Origin of the sequence: Mycobacterium sp. UM_Kg27, from assembly GCF_000972905.1 — a bacterium.
GTDB lineage: Bacteria > Actinomycetota > Actinomycetes > Mycobacteriales > Mycobacteriaceae > Mycobacterium.
Genome location: NZ_JRMM01000011.1, coordinates 39,109 through 57,347, shown reverse-complemented (window position 1 = coordinate 57,347; position 18,239 = coordinate 39,109). Strand labels below are relative to the sequence as shown.

22 protein-coding genes are annotated in these 18,239 nt (G+C 68.5%); 3 read left to right on the top strand and 19 right to left on the bottom strand.

All coding sequences use genetic code 11. The features are described from left to right. From LI94_RS24365 to LI94_RS03520, 6 genes are all read right to left on the bottom strand, one after another. The coding region (locus tag LI94_RS24365) for a hypothetical protein (RefSeq protein WP_239651145.1) at positions 1-68 on the bottom strand (68 nt) is incomplete at its 3' end. Positions 69-121: 53 nt separating this feature from the next. Next, the gene (locus LI94_RS03540; protein ID WP_046300317.1) at positions 122-1,483 is read right to left on the bottom strand and encodes an AarF/UbiB family protein; all 1,362 of its coding nucleotides are present in this window, start codon (positions 1,481-1,483) and stop codon (positions 122-124) included. A 75-nt stretch (positions 1,484-1,558) separates the two neighbouring features. Next, positions 1,559-2,155, bottom strand: coding sequence for a pyridoxal 5'-phosphate synthase glutaminase subunit PdxT (gene pdxT, locus LI94_RS03535; protein ID WP_046300316.1), 597 nt, complete (start codon positions 2,153-2,155; stop codon positions 1,559-1,561). Further along, entirely contained in the window at positions 2,152-2,997 is an 846-nt protein-coding gene (tesB, locus tag LI94_RS03530; RefSeq protein ID WP_046300315.1) for an acyl-CoA thioesterase II, read from the bottom strand. The genes pdxT and tesB overlap by 4 nt, the downstream gene beginning before the upstream one ends. Before the next feature lie 42 nt (positions 2,998-3,039). Then, a complete protein-coding gene (pdxS, locus tag LI94_RS03525; RefSeq protein ID WP_046300314.1) occupies positions 3,040-3,957 on the bottom strand; it encodes a pyridoxal 5'-phosphate synthase lyase subunit PdxS in 918 nt (305 codons plus the stop codon). Positions 3,958-4,035: 78 nt separating this feature from the next. Beyond that, positions 4,036-4,674: a TetR/AcrR family transcriptional regulator gene (locus LI94_RS03520; protein ID WP_192830896.1), complete on the bottom strand. Its 639-nt coding sequence runs from the start codon at positions 4,672-4,674 to the stop codon at positions 4,036-4,038. 94 nt (positions 4,675-4,768) lie between these two features. On the opposite strand from LI94_RS03520, the gene LI94_RS03515 reads away from it, so the two are divergent. Then, complete coding sequence (locus LI94_RS03515) at positions 4,769-5,557, top strand: Coq4 family protein (protein ID WP_024441608.1); 789 nt, start codon at positions 4,769-4,771, stop codon at positions 5,555-5,557. Between the two features lie 13 nt (positions 5,558-5,570). Here LI94_RS03515 and LI94_RS03510 read toward each other — a convergent pair whose 3' ends face one another. The 8 genes from LI94_RS03510 to LI94_RS03475 form a co-directional block, all read right to left on the bottom strand. Continuing rightward, positions 5,571-6,584: an alcohol dehydrogenase catalytic domain-containing protein gene (locus LI94_RS03510; protein ID WP_046300312.1), complete on the bottom strand. Its 1,014-nt coding sequence runs from the start codon at positions 6,582-6,584 to the stop codon at positions 5,571-5,573. Between the two features lie 60 nt (positions 6,585-6,644). After that, complete coding sequence (locus LI94_RS03505) at positions 6,645-7,694, bottom strand: NUDIX domain-containing protein (RefSeq protein WP_046300311.1); 1,050 nt, start codon at positions 7,692-7,694, stop codon at positions 6,645-6,647. Next, positions 7,694-8,818, bottom strand: a complete 1,125-nt coding sequence (locus LI94_RS03500) for a glycosyltransferase family 4 protein (RefSeq protein ID WP_024441605.1) — start codon at positions 8,816-8,818, stop codon at positions 7,694-7,696. Before LI94_RS03500 ends, LI94_RS03505 begins: the two co-directional genes overlap by 1 nt. Next, positions 8,818-9,741 carry a phosphatidylinositol mannoside acyltransferase gene (locus LI94_RS03495; protein ID WP_343252041.1) on the bottom strand — a complete coding sequence of 308 codons (924 nt, stop codon included), beginning with the start codon at positions 9,739-9,741 and terminating at the stop codon, positions 8,818-8,820. The genes LI94_RS03500 and LI94_RS03495 overlap by 1 nt, the downstream gene beginning before the upstream one ends. Before the next feature lie 17 nt (positions 9,742-9,758). Beyond that, the gene (gene pgsA, locus LI94_RS03490) at positions 9,759-10,433 is read right to left on the bottom strand and encodes a phosphatidylinositol phosphate synthase (protein WP_046300309.1); all 675 of its coding nucleotides are present in this window, start codon (positions 10,431-10,433) and stop codon (positions 9,759-9,761) included. After that, entirely contained in the window at positions 10,433-11,002 is a 570-nt protein-coding gene (locus tag LI94_RS03485) for an HIT domain-containing protein (RefSeq protein WP_024441602.1), read from the bottom strand. Before LI94_RS03485 ends, pgsA begins: the two co-directional genes overlap by 1 nt. After that, entirely contained in the window at positions 10,999-13,077 is a 2,079-nt protein-coding gene (thrS, locus tag LI94_RS03480; protein WP_024441601.1) for a threonine--tRNA ligase, read from the bottom strand. Before thrS ends, LI94_RS03485 begins: the two co-directional genes overlap by 4 nt. Positions 13,078-13,170: 93 nt before the next feature. Next, a complete protein-coding gene (locus tag LI94_RS03475) occupies positions 13,171-13,785 on the bottom strand; it encodes a PaaI family thioesterase (protein WP_024441600.1) in 615 nt (204 codons plus the stop codon). A 64-nt stretch (positions 13,786-13,849) separates the two neighbouring features. Here LI94_RS03475 and LI94_RS03470 point away from each other — a divergent pair, with 64 nt between their 5' ends. Further along, the gene (locus LI94_RS03470) at positions 13,850-14,353 is read left to right on the top strand and encodes a DUF1990 domain-containing protein (protein ID WP_024441599.1); all 504 of its coding nucleotides are present in this window, start codon (positions 13,850-13,852) and stop codon (positions 14,351-14,353) included. A gap of 12 nt (positions 14,354-14,365) precedes the next feature. Here the strand turns inward: LI94_RS03470 and LI94_RS03465 are convergent, their stop codons facing one another. From LI94_RS03465 to fdxA, 5 genes are all read right to left on the bottom strand, one after another. Next, the gene (locus LI94_RS03465) at positions 14,366-15,256 is read right to left on the bottom strand and encodes a nitronate monooxygenase (protein WP_046300322.1); all 891 of its coding nucleotides are present in this window, start codon (positions 15,254-15,256) and stop codon (positions 14,366-14,368) included. 65 nt (positions 15,257-15,321) lie between these two features. After that, positions 15,322-15,660: a cupin domain-containing protein gene (locus tag LI94_RS03460; RefSeq protein WP_024441597.1), complete on the bottom strand. Its 339-nt coding sequence runs from the start codon at positions 15,658-15,660 to the stop codon at positions 15,322-15,324. Positions 15,661-15,690: 30 nt separating this feature from the next. Then, positions 15,691-16,116: a hypothetical protein gene (locus LI94_RS03455; protein WP_046300308.1), complete on the bottom strand. Its 426-nt coding sequence runs from the start codon at positions 16,114-16,116 to the stop codon at positions 15,691-15,693. Continuing rightward, positions 16,113-16,847: a helix-turn-helix domain-containing protein gene (locus LI94_RS03450; protein ID WP_024441595.1), complete on the bottom strand. Its 735-nt coding sequence runs from the start codon at positions 16,845-16,847 to the stop codon at positions 16,113-16,115. Before LI94_RS03450 ends, LI94_RS03455 begins: the two co-directional genes overlap by 4 nt. Continuing rightward, a complete protein-coding gene (gene fdxA, locus LI94_RS03445) occupies positions 16,844-17,188 on the bottom strand; it encodes a ferredoxin (protein ID WP_024441594.1) in 345 nt (114 codons plus the stop codon). The genes LI94_RS03450 and fdxA overlap by 4 nt, the downstream gene beginning before the upstream one ends. Positions 17,189-17,421: 233 nt before the next feature. Here fdxA and LI94_RS03440 point away from each other — a divergent pair, with 233 nt between their 5' ends. Further along, the gene (locus LI94_RS03440; protein ID WP_024441593.1) at positions 17,422-18,228 is read left to right on the top strand and encodes an enoyl-CoA hydratase/isomerase family protein; all 807 of its coding nucleotides are present in this window, start codon (positions 17,422-17,424) and stop codon (positions 18,226-18,228) included. Positions 18,229-18,239: the final 11 nt, after the last annotated feature.

Sequence of the window (18,239 nt, the reverse complement as noted above, 5' to 3'; positions counted from 1 at the left end):
TTGCCACGACGAGCGTCAATGACAGCCTTCTTATGCTTCGTGGTAGCCCACTTGGAATGGCCACTCATCGATTGCCCTACCTCACTGTTGCATCAAAAACTTCGCGCGACGAGTCTACGTGTCAGTCCTGATCGCGTGCTGGGGGCTGCTCGGGCGGGAAGAATCCCGGCGCCCATCGTTCGATCAGCGCGGCGTACTCGACGTGGGCGTCCAACTGCACGGCGACGCCCAGCAAACCGCCCAGTGTGCGCAGCAACATGACGTAACCAGCGGGGATGGTCAGCCGGCGTACCATCTTGAAGCGGTCGGCGAACCCCTCCGCCATCGGATCGGTGGTGACCAGCGCAGACTTCTGGAACCACTCGCGGGTGAAGTGGAACTCCCCCGAACGCAGCGGGTCGATGTAGGGCCACAGCGGCTGGATGTACTCCACCAGCTGCTCGGCACTCAAGTCGTAGTCAGCCGGCATGAACCCGAGTTGCTTGAGCAGGCGGATTGCCTCGTCCCATTGCTCGTCACGGGCCCAGCACAGCAGTTCGGCGAATCCCGGCGGGATGCCCTCGGGATGTTCTGCCACCGCACCGAAGTCGATGACGCCCAGCCGGCCGTCGGGCAACATCATGAAGTTGCCCGGGTGCGGGTCGGCATGCACCAGCCCGGCCCGCGCCGGCGAGCTCAAGGTGAACTCCAGCAGCAACGCGCAGGCCGAGTCGCGCTCTTCCTTGGTGCCACTTTTGATGATCTCCGACAGCCGCCGACCGTCGATCCACTCCGAGACGATCACTTTCGGCGCGCTGGCGATCACCGCCGGGACGAAGAACTTCGGGTCGTCGGCATAGGCCTTGGCGAAGGCCCGCTGATTATCGGCCTCCTGGCGGTATTCGAGTTCGGCTTCCAGGGTGTCGTTGATCTCCGAGACCAGCCGGTCCACGTCAGCGCCGGGAACGACTTGCTTGGCGACCCAGTTGAACCGCTGAATCAACTTGAGGTCGGCGCGCAGCGCCTCGTCGGCGCCGGGATATTGGATCTTCACGGCGACCTCACGGCCGTCCTTCCAGACCGCCCGGTGAACCTGCCCGATGCTCGCCGAGGCAGCGGGGGTGTCGTCGAAGGACGCGAAACGCTCGCGCCACTTGGTGCCGAGCTGCGCGTCGAGCACCCGGTGAACCTTGGCGGCCGGCAGCGGCGGTGCTTCGCTCTGGAGCTTGACCAACGCCTCGCGGAACGGCTCGGCGAACTGCGGAGGAATCGCAGCCTCCATCACCGACAGCGCCTGGCCGACCTTCATCGCGCCGCCCTTGAGCTCGCCGAGCACCTTGAACATCTCGTCGGCGGCCTTCTCCAGCAGCTCGGCGTTGACCTCGTCTTTGGTCTTGCCGGTCATCCGTTTGCCCACACCGAGCGCTGCGCGGCCTGCCACTCCGGCCGGGAGGCTCGCCAGTTTTACTGCGCGGCGAAATCCGCCCCGCGCAAGATCTGCCATGCGGACATCATGCCTGGCCGATCCCGACGACGGTATCCCGGTCACCCAACGGACGGCCAACCCCGGGCGCGCCGGTCAGGCCCGCCCCTCGACGACGTCGACGAAGAGCCGGTGGATACGGCGGTCTCCGGTCACCTCCGGGTGAAACGAGGTGGCCAGTACGCGCCCTTGCCGCACCGCAACAGGATGTCCGGCGGCCTCGGCGAGCACCTGAACGCCCTCGCCGATCCGCTCCACCCAGGGTGCCCGGATGAACACCGCGTGCACCGGCTCGTCCAAACCGTCGAAGTCGATATCACCCTCGAAAGAATCGACTTGACGACCGAAAGCATTGCGCCGCACAGCCATATCGATGCCTGACAACGGAATTGCGGCGCGCCCCTGCGCGCCGGCATCGAGGATCTCGCTGGCCAGCAGGATCATTCCCGCGCAGGAGCCGTACGCCGGCATCCCCTCTGCCAGCCGGTCTCGCAGCGGGTCCGCCAGCTCCAGCTCGCGCAGCAGATGACTGATCGTGGTCGACTCCCCGCCGGGAATCAGCAACGCGTCCACCGCGTCCAGCTCGGAGCGGCGGCGTACCGGCACCGGATCGGCACCGACAGCGTTCAGGGCGGCGAGGTGTTCACGGACGTCGCCCTGCAATGCGAGGACACCGATGTGCGAGCCGCTCACTGGCCCGTCGGCTGAAATCCGGACGGATAGCGGGTCAGCCCCTCCTGCATGACCGCGGCCACCATGTCCCCGGATCGGTTGTAGATCTTGCCCTGGGTCAGCGCCCGGCCGGCGCCCGCCGAAGGTGATGACTGGTCATAGAGCAGCCATTCGTCGGCTCGGAAGGGGCGCATGAACCACATCGCGTGATCGAGCGACGCCACCTGCAAGTGGTCCCGCTCACTCGGGTGGATCGCCCAGGAGGTGCCCAGCAGGGTCAGGTCACTCATGTAGGCCAGCGCGCAGATGTGCAGCACCGGATCGTCGGGCAGCCGGTCGCGGTGGCGGAACCAGACCTGCTGCTCGGCAACCTTGCCCGGCATGTGCGGCAACTGCTCACGCGGCACCCGGCGCAGATCCCACTCGGCGAACGCTTTGAAGCCTTCGTCGTCGAAGGCCTTCATCGCAGCGATGTCGGGCAGGTCCTTGGGGTCGGGGGCATCGGGCATCACATCTTGGTGCTCAATGCCCTGTTGCTCGGTCTGGAACGAGGCCGACATGTTGAAGATGGTTTCGCCGTGCTGAACGGCGTTGACACGCCGCGTGCAGAACGAGCCGCCGTCGCGGACCCGCTCCACGGTGAACACCGTGGGCGCCTTGGCATCTCCGGGACGCAGAAAATATCCGTGCAGCGAATGGACCCGGTAACGCGGATCCACGGTGCGCACCGCCGAGACCAGGGCTTGACCGGCGACGTGCCCGCCGAAGGTGCGCTGGTTGTCAGCCGAGAGCGGGCTGAACACCGTCCCCCGGTAGATGTTGACCTCGAGTTGTTCGAGGTCGAGGATCTCTTCGATCGCCACACTAAGACCGTCTGCTCGTCGCGCGAGCGCTCATCGCCGTTGTCACCAGCCGCGTTCGGCAAGCCGGTGCGGTTGCGCGATGTCCTCCACGTTGATGCCGACCATCGCCTCGCCCAGCCCGCGCGACACCCGAGCCAACACGTCGGGGTCGTCGTAGAAGGTGGCGGCCTTGACGATGGCTGCCGCACGCGCGGCGGGATCACCGGACTTGAAGATGCCGGAACCGACGAACACGCCCTCCGCTCCGAGCTGCATCATCATCGCGGCATCCGCCGGGGTGGCGATGCCGCCCGCGGTGAACAGCGTTACCGGCAGCTTTCCGGCCCTGGCCACCTCTGCGACCAGCTCGTAGGGTGCCTGCAATTCCTTTGCGGCAACGAATAATTCGTCCTCTGAGAGCGACGAGAGCCGACGAATCTCGCCGCCGATGGATCGCATGTGGGTAGTGGCGTTGGAGACGTCACCGGTGCCGGCCTCGCCCTTGGAGCGGATCATGGCCGCACCCTCGGTGATCCGGCGCAGCGCCTCGCCCAGGTTGGTCGCCCCGCACACGAATGGCACGGTGTACTTCCACTTGTCGATGTGGTGGGTGTAGTCGGCGGGGGTCAGTACCTCGGACTCGTCGATGTAGTCCACCCCCAGGCTCTGCAGGATCTGCGCCTCCACGAAGTGCCCGATCCGCACTTTGGCCATCACCGGGATGGTGACCGCGGCGATGATGCCCTCGATCATGTCCGGGTCGCTCATCCGCGAAACCCCGCCCTGTGCGCGGATGTCGGCGGGCACCCGCTCCAGTGCCATCACCGCGACGGCGCCGGCGGCCTCAGCGATGCGGGCCTGGTCCGGGGTGACGACGTCCATGATCACGCCGCCCTTGAGCATCTCTGCCATGCCGCGCTTTACTCGCGCAGTACCCGTTTGCCCGTCGGGTGCCGAACCGTTCTGCGCCGCGCTGTCCACTGAATGTTTCTCCTTGCTGGCCTGTAATACCCGCTCAGTGTAGTGGGCCGCCGCCAGCCGTTTTCCCGCTCATTGCCGCTACGTGGTGAACACCAGCCCCGCCGGTGGTGGATCGGCGAGCAGCGCGGGCAATACGAACACCCGCACGTAGCGGCGGACCTGGTCGGCGTCCTGGGCGCCGGGGATAAGGCCCAGCAGCAGTCCGAGTGCTGTCGAGAGCACGAATCGGGCCGCGTCGCGGGCATGCAGACCGGGCCGCAACTGCGGGCCGGCCTGGCGGAATCCCATCTCGTAGAGCGCGGCAAGCAACTCGCCCAGCGTCGCCGAGCGCGCGATCAGCGCGGCGATGTTGCCCTCGTCGGTGTGCTCGGAAATGACCCGCAGCAGTGGGTCCTGGGCAACCTCGGTCGCCACGATGACCAGGGACTCCGTCACCAGGTGGCCCGCGTCATGGGGCGGTGCCAGCCGCGCGGTGATCTCGGCGATCTTGCGTGCGGCCACCCGCACCACCAATGCGTCCAGCAGTTCGTCCCGGGTGGCGAAGTGGCGGTAGATCACCGCACGGGTGTATCCGGCTTCCCGCGCTATCACCTGCATGGTCGAGGCCCGATATCCGCGCAGAGCGAAGGATCGCTCTGCTGCGTCCAACAGTAGCTCTCGGGAGTGCTCGGGCGGGTTCCCGCCGCCGCGCGGTCGCCCCCGGCCGCGAAGCGTCACGTCTCGCCCGGCCGAGTTATATGGACATTCCAAGGCATATGTCTATTATTAACCGCACTGCATCACCCCGCGTTTCCGACGGAAGGCTCGTCGTATGGCGGCAACGACTACCGGCGTTCCCGAGCAACGAGACTGGCGGGCCGTGGCCGGCTCCTGGCGCCTGCTGGCCGATCCGGGCCGCAACGGAGGATCCGCCTTCGAGTTGATCGTCGGCTTGGCGGCTCCGATTCTGGCCCGCAGTTATCACCAACTGCGCGCGCATCCCAACGGCCGGCGCCTGTTCGCCGAGAAGCCCGATCTGTTAGCGCTGCTCGGCGACGACGACTATCTGGCCTCGTTGCCGCACGGCTCGCTCGGCCACGCCTACCGCTCGTTTCTGCGCACCAATCGTTTGGACGCCGGGGTGTTCGACGTGGACACGGTGATCCGGCCGATCGCGGAGCGTCGCGGCTGGGACGACGATTTCTTCTACATGATGCGGCGCGGCACCGCCCTACACGACATGTTCCACACCCTGGGCGGCTACGGTCCGGACATGGGCGGCGAGTTCGGCAATCTGGGGTTTCACTGCGGCCAGATGGAACCGTCCGGCGCACTCAAGGCGCTGACCCTCGGGCTGCTCGGACCCCTCATCCCGGCCTCGCCAGTGCGCAAACTCCGTTACTTCCGCGAAGCGGTCCGCCGCGGCCAACGCGCCGACAACCTGATGGCAGCGCCCTATGAGGAGCTGCTGGACCAGCCGATCACCGAGGTTCGCGCGGCGTTGGGCGTGATGCCGACGCCTAGCGCCCACCCGGCCGGTCATATGTTCATCAGCTGGATGCCGCCGGGCATGAGACCGCCGACCCGCTGGGATTACGACGCGACGTTGCCGGCCGCCTGAATCCGGCCGTCGGTCAGACGGTCAAGACCATGCGGTAGCGGGCCCGCCCCTCTGCCATGGCGGCATAGGCTTCGGCGGCCTGGGCAAGCGGACGCTCTTCGACACGGGCCCGAACCCCGGACAGCACCGCGAAGGACATGGTTTCCTCGACATCTCGGGCGGTGCCCGACGGGTGGCCGGTGACGCTGAGCCCGGGGGTGATCAGCTGCACGGGGGCGATCGGGAGCGGATCGCCGGTGACCCCGATGATCACGAGCTCCCCCCGTGGCGCCAGCCCGCCGAGGGTGTCGGCCATCGCGCGCGAATTGGCCGCCGTGGCCAGCACCACCGACGCACCGCCGAGCGCGGCCAGCGCCGCGGCGACGTCCCCGGCGGTCGAGTCGATGTAGTGATGGGCGCCGAGGGCAAGGGCGTCAGCTTCTTTGCCGGCGCCACGCGCGATCGCGATCGTCTCAAAGCCCATCGCCCGGGCGAACTGCACGCCCAAGTGTCCCAAACCACCCAGGCCCAGCACCGCCACCCGGTCCCCCGGCCGCGCCCGGGTCGATCGCAGCGCGTGGTAGGTGGTGACGCCGGCGCAGCCCATGGGCGCGGCTTCGACGAAGGACAGCTCGTCGGGGATACGGGCCAGCGCATTGGCCGGAACCACCACCGATTCGGCATAGCCGCCTGGATAGTGCCAGCTGGGCACCTGCCCGTTGGTGCAGTGAATGAAATCGCCTTTGCGGCAAGGAATGCAGTGGTTGCAGTGTCCTCCGAACCAGCCGACCGCAACCCGCTCGCCGAGCTGCCAGTCGGTCACGCCCGGCCCCAATTCGGCGATCGTGCCGGCGATCTCGTGCCCCAGCGTCAGCGGCCAGGTCATGGCGGGGAAGCCACCGCTGACGAAGGCGTGATCGGTGCCGCAGACACCGCAGGCGGCGACGGCGATACGGACCTGACCGGGCCCGGGCGCGGCGGTCTCGACATCGACAAGCGTCAGCGGCGCATCGACAGCGGCTACGTGAACAGCGCGATGTGTTGGCATGGCGGCTCCCTGGGTAGCGAGGATGACGGGCCAAGGCCAGTTCAGCCTAAGCCGCGTCGGTCAGGAAATCCGCCGAAGATCGGCATCGGCTCCGGCGACGCCGTCGGCCGCGCGAGCCGCCTCGGCCAGACGGTCACCCAGTTGCAGCGGGTAAACCTTTTGACCGCTGGCGGCCAGGGACGCGATCTCTGCGGGATCGCACCAGCGGTGACCGTGCAGGTAGCGCTGCTCCAGCCCGGTCCGGCCCACCCCAGACGGCTCGAACCGCGCAGTGCGGTGGACGAAGAAGAACTCCTGGCTGTCGAGGCGCTCGCCGTTGAACTCGAACACCGCGTCGCGCCGCCAGATCGGTCCGACCAGCGCACCGGGTTCGACCCGCAGACCGGTCTCCTCGGCCAGTTCGCGGGCCGCCGCCTCGGCCAGTGACTCGTCCGGCAGCACCTGCCCGCCGACGGTGAACCACCACCGTGGCGCCGGGTTGGCCGCATCATCGGCCAGCGCCGGATCGTGACCGCACAACAACAGCACCGATCCGCCCTCGTCGAGCAGCACCACCCGCGCCGAGACGCGCGGGTCCAGCACTCCGAGACCGCCGTGGGCGACCATGCCTGCGCGCTCCACAATCTCGAAATACGTTGGCATCGAAGCCGTTCCACCCAAGTGCAGGACCCGAACCAGCGGTCGTTCCCGCAGTGCCACCGTGTCACGGACCGCGTCATTGTGGAACCGGCGGGCCAACAGCACTCGCGCTTCGGCGTCCGCCAATTCGGCGACCATCACATGCGGCAGCGACTGGGCATCGACCATCGCCAGCTCGGCCGACAGCGCGTTCTCGGCGGCCTCCCGCGCGTGGCGCGGCGCCCGCTCGGCGGCATCGGCAACGGCCGCCAGCCGCCGGCCGGCCACCTGGTCCCCGTAGGCGTCGATCGCGACCGCCCGGGCCACCACCGCGCGGCGCGCCAGCGCCCCGTCCAGCGCCTGCCAGGACAGGTCACAGCGCACATGCAACCGGTTGAGCCGGTTGGCGGTCTGGTACGCCCAGGCCACCGCGGCGGCCAGCACCGCCACCACGACCAGCACCAGCACGGTTGCCACGATGGTCAGCTCCATCAGTCGCCCACCGTCACCTTGCTGCCGACCCCGGCGACCGTCTCGTAGACCCGGATGATCTGGTCGGCGACCACCGGCCAGTCGAAGCGGCGGACCGCCTCCGCGCCGGCCGCCACATACGACGCCCGCAGCACATCATCGTCGAGCACTTCGATCAGGGCGGCGGCCAACGCCGCGGAGTCGTCAACCGGGACCAGCCGACCGGCTTCTCCGTCGCCCAGCACCCGGCGAAAGGCGTCCAGGTCGCTGGCGACCACCGCGGTTCCGGCGGCCATCGCCTCGGCCAGGACGATCCCGAAGCTCTCCCCGCCGGTGTTGGGAGCGCAGTACACATCGGCGCTGCGCAGGGCCGAGGCCTTCTCGGCATCGTCGACCTGACCCAAGAAACGCAGGTGGCTCGCCAATTCCCCTGCGTTGCGGCGTAAGTCGTCCTCGTCGCCTCGCCCGACGATCAACACCTGCACGTCGGCGTGTTGCTCGACCAGAGCCGGCAGCGCTCCCAGTAGTACCGACATCCCCTTGCGCGGTTCGTCGTAGCGGCCGAGAAACAGCACCGTGCGGCCCGCCCGCGGATAACCCGGCAGGGGCTGCGCCGTCGCGAACGCAGCCACGTCGACCCCGTTGGGGATCTCGACCGCATCAGAGCCCAGGGCCTCCATCTGCCAGCGCCGGGCCAGATCGGAAACCGCGATGCGGCCGATGATCTTCTCGTGCATCGGCCGCAGCAGGCCCTGCACCACACTCAATGTCAGCGATTTTGTGGTCGAGGTGTGAAACGTCGCCACGATCGGGCCCTCGGCCACGTTCAGCGCCAGCATCGACAGGCTGGGGGCGTTCGGCTCGTGCAGGTGCAGCACATCAAAGTCGCCCTTCATGAGCCACCGTTTGACCTTGCGATAGGCAGCCGGGCTGAACTGTAGTCGGGCCACCGAACCGTTGTACGGGATCGCGACGGCCTTGCCGGCAGACACCACATAGTCGGGCAGCACGACATCGGGCGACGCCGGCGCCAACACGCTGACGTGGTGTCCGCGGGCGCGCAGCACCTCCGCCAGCTGCAGCACATGAGCCTGCACCCCGCCCGGCACATCGAACGAGTAGGGGCAGACCATGCCGATCCGCATCAGGTCTCCCCCAAGCGCGCCCGTCGCGATTCGGGAAGGTCGGCGATCCACTGCGGCTGCATCATGTGCCAGTCCTGCGGGTACGTCGCGATGCCCTCGGCGAACTTGTCGGCCAGCGCCTGGGTGATCACGCCGACCTCCCCGCTGCTGCAGTCCAGCGGGGCCTGGATATCGATGCCCCAGCCCGCTCCGTCGAACCAACAGTGCACCGGTAGCAGCGGTGCGCCGGTCTCGATCGCGAGTCTCGCCGAACCGGCCGGCATCCGCGTGACGTCGCCGAAGAAGTTGACCGCCACTCCGTTGCGGGTCAGGTCACGGTCAGCCATCAGACACACCAGGCCGTTGCCGGAGAGTCGCTCGGCGAGAACCTCGAACGGTGGCCGGGGGCCGCCGGACAACGGCAGCACCTCGAAACCCAGGCTCTCCCGAAACGCCAGGAACCTCCGGTAGAGCGATTCGGGTTTGAGGCGCTCGGCGACAGTGGTGAATCCGCCGTGGGTCTGGGCCAGCCATACCCCGGCCATGTCCCAGTTGCCGCTGTGCGGCAACGCCAACACCGCCCCACGTCCGGCCGCCAGCGCCGCGGTGACGTGGTCGCGGCCCCGCACCGTTTCGTGCAGCTGCGCCGCCAGCGCCGCGTGGTCCATGGCGGGCAGGCGGAACGCCTCACGCCAGTAGCGCGCATAGGACGTCAGCGAGGCCCGCATCAGCTCCGCCGAGACCTCCTGCGGCGCCACCCCGACGACGCGGGCCAAATTCTTGCGCAACTGCTCGGGTCCCCCGCCGCGCGAGGCGAACAGGGCGCCGGCGTCGAATGCGTTGCGAGCGAAGAATTCCGGCATCGCACGCACCAGCATCCAACCCGCCGCGAATCCGGCGTCGGTGGCCCAGGCATCCAGCTGGCTGAGCCCGGGAACTCGCAGGCCGCTCGGAATGAAGGTCACGGTCCCGCGGCTTCCTCACCGTCGGAACTGTCGGACATCTGCGGCAAGGGCTCCACCGCGCCCGGCGAGGTCCGCACGGTGTGCAGCCGCTGGGCGCAGGTGATCAGGCTGGCCACTGCCAGCAGCCACATCGCCACCGGCAACGCCCACGGCAGCGGGAAGACCGGCAGGCCGGACAATCCGGCGCCCACCAGCACGATGATCAGCCGTTCGGGCCGCTCGATGTAGCCGCCGTCACCGCGCAGTCCGCTGGCCTCCGCGCGGGCCTTGATGTAGGAGATCACCTGCGAGGTGACCAGGCAGATCAAAGTGGCCACCACCAGTGGCGGGTTGTCCAGACCGAACGCCGCCCACCAGGCCAGCCCGCAGAACACCGCGCCGTCACTGATCCGGTCGCAGGTAGCGTCCAGGACCGCACCGAACGCGCTGCCGCCGCCGCTTTGCCGAGCCATCGCCCCGTCGACCATGTCGAAATGCACGAAGAACCAGACGATCAGGGTGCCGGCGAACAGCTGACCGGTCGGGAACAGTGTCAGCGCCGCCAGCACCGCGCCGGCGGTGCCCACCATCGTGACGATGTCGGCGGTGAGTCCGGCTCGCAGCAGGACCCGCGCCACCGGCGTGGTGATGCCGGCGAACGTAGCCCGCGACAGAAACGGCAGCCTGCTCATTACTGCTTGGCCCACTCGTCGGCGAGCAATCGGCGGGTGTCGCGCAGCAGTTGCGGGATCACCTTGGAGCCGCCGACGATCGTGATGAAGTTCGCGTCACCGCCCCAGCGCGGCACCACATGCACGTGCAGGTGCTCGGCCAGTGACCCGCCGGCCGACTCGCCGAGGTTCATCCCGACATTGAATCCGTGCGGACGTGACACGGCCTTGATGACGCGGATCGCCTTCTGGATGAACGCCATCAGCTCGCTGCCCTCGTCATCGGTGAGGTCTTCGAACTCCGAGAACCGCCGGTAGGGCACCACCATCAGATGGCCCGGGTTGTACGGATAGAGATTGAGCACCGCATAGACGTGATCACCGCGCGCCACCACCAGCCCGTCCTCATCGGAGAGCGTGGGGATGTCGGTGAACGGTTGGGTGGATCGCGCCGACCCGGAGTCCGCACGCTTCAGCGGCGCCTCGGCCAGATAGTTCATCCGGTAGGGCGTCCACAGTCGCTCCAGTCGGTCGGGATCACCGGCGCCGGTGTCGACGATCGCCTCCTCGCCGGTCTGCTCGCCGCTCACTTCGCCTCACTCGCCTCGGAGCCCGCCTCGAGGCCCACCTTGACCGTCTCCGCGGTCGGCACGGTGTTGGCGCGTGCGGCGATCCAGCCGACGATGGCCGCCACCGCCTCATCGCGCGGCACCCCGTTGATCTGCGTGCGGTCGGCGAACCGGAAGCTGACCGCGCCCGCCTCGACATCGCGGTCGCCGGCCAGCAGCATGAACGGCACCTTCTGGTTGGTGTGGTTGACGATCTTCTTCGGCATCCGGTCGTCGCTGGCGTCGACCTCGACCCGCACCCCGTGGCGACGCAGTTGCCCGGCGAGGTCGTCCAGGTAGGCCACGTGCTGGTCGGCGACCGGGATGCCGACCACCTGGACCGGCGCCAGCCAGGCCGGGAAGGCGCCGGCGTAGTGCTCGGTCAGCACACCGAAGAAGCGCTCGATCGAACCGAACAGCGCCCGGTGGATGAGCACGGGCCGCTGCCGGGTCCCGTCGGAGGCGGTGTACTCCAGCTCGAAGCGGTCGGGCATGTTGAAGTCGAGCTGGATGGTCGACATCTGCCAGCTGCGCCCGAGCGCATCTTTGACCTGCACCGAGATCTTCGGTCCGTAGAAGGCGGCACCGCCCGGGTCCGGTACCAGGGTCAGTCCGGACGCCTCGGCGACCTCACGCAGGGTGTCGGTCGCCTCCTCCCACACCTCGTCGGAGCCGACATATTTCTCCGGGTCCTTGGTGGACAGCTCCAGGAAGTAGTCGTCCAGGCCGTAGTCGGCGAGCAGGTCCAACACGAAGCGCAGCAACGAGGTCAGCTCGTCACGCATGCTTTCGCGGGTGCAGTAGATGTGCGCGTCGTCCTGAGTCATCCCGCGCACCCGGGTCAGCCCGTGCACCACGCCGGAACGCTCGTAGCGGTAGACGCTGCCGAACTCGAAGAGCCGCAACGGAAGTTCCCGGTAGGAGCGTCCCCGCGACCGGAAGATCAGGTGGTGCATCGGGCAGTTCATCGGCTTGAGGTAGTAGTCCTGGCCCGGCTTGCGCAGCGTGCCGTCCTCGGCGAACTCCGCGTCGATGTGCATCGCCGGGTACATGCCCTCGCGGTACCACTCCAGGTGTCCGGAGGTCTCGTAGAGTTCGGACTTGGTGATGTGCGGGGTGTTGACGAACTGGTAACCGGCCTCGATGTGCTTGCGCCGCGAGTATTCCTCCAGCTCCCGACGGATGATTCCGCCCTTGGGGTGGAAAACCGGTAGCCCCGAACCGATTTCGTCGGGGAAGCTGAACAGGTCCAGCTCGACCCCGAGTTTGCGGTGATCGCGGCGCAGCGCCTCCTCGATCAGTTCGAGGTGACTGTCCAGTGCCTCCTGCGATTCCCATGCGGTGCCGTAGACGCGCTGCAGGCTGGCGTTGTTCTGGTCACCGCGCCAGTAGGCGGCCGAGGATCGGGTGAGCTTGAAAGCCGGGATGAACCGGGTGGTCGGGATGTGCGGGCCGCGGCACAGATCACCCCAAACCCGTTCCCGGGTGCGGGGATTCAAGTTGTCGTAGGCGGTGAGTTCGTCGCCGCCGACTTCCATGATGTCGCTGTCACCAGACTTGTCGTCGACCAGCTCGAGCTTGTAGGGCTCGCCGGCCAATTCAGCGCGTGCGGCATCCTTGGATTCGTAGACGCGCCGAGAGAACAGCTGCCCGTCCTTGATGATGGCGCGCATCCGCTTCTCCAGCTTGGCCAGATCCTCGGGGGTGAACGCCTCGGGTACGTCGAAGTCGTAGTAGAAGCCGTCGGTGATCGGCGGGCCGATGCCGAGTTTGGCGGCCGGAAACAGGTCCTGCACCGCCTGGGCCAGCACGTGGGCGCACGAGTGCCGGATCACGCTGCGGCCGTCGTCGGTGTCGGCGGCCACCGGGGTCACCTCGGCGTCGACCTCGGGAGTCCAGCTCAGGTCGCGCAGTCGGCCCTCGGCGTCGCGCACCACCACAACGGCGTTCGGGGCTCCCCGGTCGGGCAGGCCCGCTGCGCGCACCGCCGCGGCCGCGGTGGTCCCGGCAGCCACCCGGATCGGGCTTGCCGGGGCGGGGATGGCGGGCGCGGTCATGACGTGGTCTCCAAGGGGGTAGCTAGGGGCTAGAAACGTCCGCGACCATGCTATCGGGGCGCTGGTGGCCAGCCGTTCGCGAGTACGCCGGGTTCATGGTTGGCCGGGTTTGAGCACCACGAACAACGCCTCGCCGTCGGTCAGCACGGTGTCGCCGTCGCAGAGTCTGGTCTCGACGAAGATCTTGCGTCCCTCCGTCCGGCTGATCCACGCTTCGACCTGCAACTCCTTGTCGATCGGGACGATCTGGCGGTAGTTGAGGTGCAGGTAGGCGGTGCGTTGATAGGGCCCACCGGTCAGCAGCCAGGACGCGGTTCCCAGCACCGAGTCGAACAGCAACCCGATGGCCCCGCCGTGCGCCGCGCCGTTGCGCCCCAGGTGGAATCGCCGGAACCGGGCCCAGCCGCGCAACCGCCCGTCGTCGCCCTTCTTGAGCTTCATCGGCACTGCCAGCAGGTTGCCGCGCATCGGCAGGTCCAGCCGTCGCCCGGACGGTGAGGACCATTCATCGGTGTCGAACGGCGCCAGCAGCGCGCACACCTCTGCCAGTGCGTCGGCGGCGCGGCTGATCACCTCGGCGGGGGCGTCGGCGGCACGGGCGTGGTCCTGCAGGGCGCGCACGTTCTCCAAGAACCGGCCGTAGTCCGGCCCGCCCTTTTCGGTCGGTTCGGGCGGGTTGAAGCCGCCGCCGGCATGTGGGGCACTCACTCCCCTATTTAACGTTCCGGCAATTGGGGTGCCGGCGGCGCTCCCGCGATGGCAAGGTTGGGCCGTGGACTTGAGCACGCTGCGCGGGTTGCCGCTCACCTACGCCGAAGTGGGCGCTACCGCCGCAACGCTGCCCGACGGGTATCACCACCTCGACCTGAGCGCACCGATCGGCAAGGGTCGCCGGCGTTTCGAGGAGGCCGGCGATGCGGTGCTGCGCTGGGGCATGTTGCGCGGCGCTGGGCTGGGGGTTCGGGTGCACGCCGACAGCGACATCGCCGCGGTGGACGCGGTGGCGCGCGTACGTCTGGGCGTGCTGAGCGCGCCGTGCCGGGTGGTCTACGTCGTCAACGAGCTCAACCGGCGCGGTTTCGCCTACGGCACGCTGGCCGGGCATCCCGAATCCGGTGAGGAACTGTTCTCGGTGCGCTACGACCCGGCCGACGAGACGGTGTACGCGCAGGTGCGGGCGTTCTCCCGGCCCGCCACCTGGTGGACCAGGGCAGCCGGTCCGATCGGGCGGCTGGCGCAGCGCACCATCGCCAAGCGCTATCTGCGGGCGGTGTGACGCTGCCGCGGGTCAGCTCCAGCGCGCCAGCAGGCGCTGCGCCCCGGTGCACAGCTCGTTGAGGACCGTTGCCGCCGGGCGGCTGTCGGTGAGCATGCCCACGCCCTGACCGGCATCGACCGGGGCGATGCGCTGATCGTCGGCGGCAATCCCGGCGGCCAGTTCCGCGCCCGCCTCCCGGTCGCCGGCCAGATCGTCCTCGCGGCCGATCCAGCGGCCGGTGAAGTCATTGCGCAGCACCCGCGACGGAAACCGTGCCGGCCAGTCCAGGCGCTGCCCGACGTCGAAGACGCGGGTGGTGATAGTGTCGGTGCCGGCGGCCGAGATCAGTGTGCGGCGGGCAGCCTCGCCGGTCAGGGCCTCGGGGCACGCCGAGAAGACCGTGCCCAGCCACGCCCCGGCCGCACCGGCGGCCAACACGGCGGCCAGGCTGCGCGGCCCGGAGATGCCGCCCGCGGCCAGCACCGGAACCTCGACGCTGTCCAGGACCGCGTCGAGCAGTGGCAAGGTGGCCAGCCGGATCTCGCCGTGGCCGCCGCCCTCGGCGCCGCGCGCCACCAGCACGTCCAGCCCGGCGTCTTCGGCACGTCGGGCGGTGTCGGTGTCATAGACCTGGGTGGCAGCCAGAATCCCGGCCGCGTGGGCGCGCTGCACCCACGACAGGTCAGCTCCGAAGCTGACCGACAGTAACGCCGGGCCGGCAGCCAGCGCGGCATCCAGCAGGTCCGGCTGATCGCGGATCACCCAGTCCACCAAGCCGATCCCGAACCGCGGTGCGGCCCCGAGCGCGGCCAACTCGGTGGCCAGCGAGGCCGCCGTGGCGGTACTGCCCATTCCGATCATTCCCAGCCCGCCCGCGGCGGTGACGGCGGCGGCCAGCCGCCCACCGGCCACCCCACCCATCGGGGCGTTGAGGATGGGCACCCGCAGACCGGCCCCCTGCGACCAGGGTGTGCTCAGCGGCACGCTCAGTGCGAGGCGCTCTTGGCGACGGTCAGCAGCACCACGGCGTCTTCCAGCGACTCCAGGGCGTGGCGGGTGCGCGGCAGCGTGACGAGGTCGCCGGCCGCCCCCTCCCAGCTGTCGTCACCGGCGGTCAAGCGCACCCGGCCGCGCAGCACCTGCAGGGTCGACTCTCCCGGGCTGTCATGCTCGGCCAGCGACTGGCCGGCCTGCAGTGCGACCAAAGTCTGGCGCAGGTGATGCACCGATCCGCCGTAGACGGTGTGGGCCGCCCGGCCGCTGTGATGTTGGGTGGCCTCGGCGAGCTTCTCGTCGGCCAACACATTCAGCGAGGTCGATTCCATCGGGTTCTCCTTCACACTCGGTGGGACGGTTCAGCGGGACAGCAGCAGGACGCCCAGCGGCACCAGCGCGGCGACCTTGACCAGCTCGAGTGCGACGTAGGCGTAGTGCGCCCGCGAGCGGGGCGCCTCCAGCCCGGACAGCACCTGATCAGCGCGTCGACCTAATGCCGGGCGCACCGCGACCACCTGCGCCAGCAGCATCCCCAGGGCAACCGCGTAGGTCACCACGACGCCCATGGTCGGCCGCTCGATCGCGAAGGTGACCGCGATAACGGCGGCCAGCAGGAATTCGGCGGAGTTGAGGGCCCGAAAGACCAACCGGCCGATGCCGAGACAGATCGGGATGGTCGCGTTGGGCGCCCGAAACTTCAGCGGCGCCTCCATGAACGAAATCGCGGTCACCATCCCCAGCCAGATGAATGTCGCAGCGATCGCGACCGAGGCGCCGGCACTCACCCGGTGGGCCCTTCCGCACGTACCGCGGTGGGGGGCGAGAGATCGACCGGGCTTCCGTTGCGGGTGGCCGACTTCAGGTGCGCCACGCACAGATCGGGTTTGGCGAACGGATCGAGTCGGTCGACGGTCACCGGCGAGTCCCAGGCCTCCAGGGCTCCCTGCATCAGCCCGAGATGGATCGGGCAGACCACTTGAGTGGAGGTTTCAGCGAGCTCCAGAAACGGGCAGTGTCGCAGACCGAGTTGCTCGTCTCCCGGGTCATTGGATTCCAGGCGTTCGGGTTCGAAGCCCAGCTCGTCGAGCATCTCGAGCAGGTGGTCGGTGGATTCTTCGGCGTCGACGGGACCGGATGGCTGGTGCAGCGGCCGCAGCCGATGCCCCCACGCCCGGCCGGCAGCCAGTGCTTTGCCGCTGGGGTCGGCGTCGGCGGCCAGCCCGATGGTGAGGATCTCGGCGAGCAGCCGGAACCGGCGGGTTCCGCCCCGGTCCATCTGGCGGATGGCCTGGAACATCAGCGCGGGGCGTCCGCGTCCTTTGTGATCGGGCTCGGTGTGCTCGACGCGACCTTCTTCAACCAGGGTGTCCAGGTGAAAACGCACCGTGTTGGGGTGCACCCCCAGCTCGTCGGCGATCTGGGCGATGCTCAGCGGTTCGTCGGCGGCCTGTACCAGCCGCAGAACGTCGAGGCGACGTCCTCCAGGTGGTACAGGCGGCTTGGCGATGTCGCTCACTCCCCCTGGGGTGGGTAACTGGCCACCAGCGGGGTGTCGATGCCCAGCGGGCCGATCTTGGCGGCGCCGCCGGGCGAGCCGAGCGCCTCATCGCGCCCGGGCAGCGCCTCGGTAAAGAACTCCGCGTTGTCGGCCAGGTGCGGCTGGAGCTCGTCCGGGAGGTCATCTTCGTAGTAGATGGCCTCGACCGGGCACACCGGCTCGCAGGCTCCGCAGTCCACACACTCGTCCGGGTGGATGTAAAGGGCTCGTCCGCCTTCGTAGATGCAGTCAACCGGGCACTCCTCCACGCAGGCCCGGTCCATCACGTCAACGCACGGCTTCCCGATCACATATGCCATGGGCAGAGAGTTTACACAAGGGATTTTGTAGAAACTAGAAAGGCAGACCTAAATCTCGGGGGGCCGAATGCGGGGTCTCGGCACTCCCCCGCGGCGGCCACCCGACTGACCCGAGAACGCTTGTGCTCGTTGCGGATTCACTCAGAACAGCAGTCCACTGCGGGGCGGTTTCACGGACGTGCCAGTGGGAGGCCGCAGTGTCGCGGCGTGGGGCCGTCGAGTAGAAACGAATGATGACTGACGCCCCGCGTTACCGTGCCTCCGCCGACTTCCCCAGCCTTCGGTTGGAGCCCGGCGACAACGGCGTGCTGGAGCTGGTGCTGGACGCGCCGGGATTGAACTCGGTGGGCCCGCAGATGCACCGTGATCTCGCCGACGTGTGGCCGGCTCTCGACCGCGATGACGACGTGCGGGCGGTGCTGGTGCGAGGTGAGGGCAGGGCCTTCTCTGCCGGCGGCAGTTTCGAGCTGATCGAAAAGATCGTCGGTGATCACGCCGGACGGATGCAGGTGCTGCGCGAGGCCCGCGATCTGGTGCTGAACATGGTCAACTTCTCCAAGCCGGTGATCTCGGCGATCAATGGCCCGGCCGTCGGCGCAGGACTGGTGGTGGCACTCCTCGCGGACATCTCGGTGGCGGGGCGCACCGCCCGACTGATCGACGGCCACACCAAGCTCGGGGTGGCCGCGGGGGATCACGCGGCGATCTGCTGGCCGCTGCTGGTAGGCATGGCCAAGGCCAAGTACTACCTGCTGACCTGCGAAACGCTGCACGGCGAGGAGGCCGAGCGAATCGGACTGGTCTCCAAGTGCGTCGACGACGACGAGGTGCTGGCCACCGCGACCCGCATCGCCGACGACCTGGCGCACGGCGCCCAAGACGCGATCCGCTTCACCAAGCACAGCCTCAACTACTGGTATCGGCAGTTCGCGCCGGCCTTCGAGACCGCGTTGGGGCTGGAGTTCCTCGGTTTCTCCGGTCCCGACGTGCACGAGGGGTTGGCCGCCATCCGGGAGAAGCGCAAGCCGCAGTTCGGCTGAGCCGGCGGCCG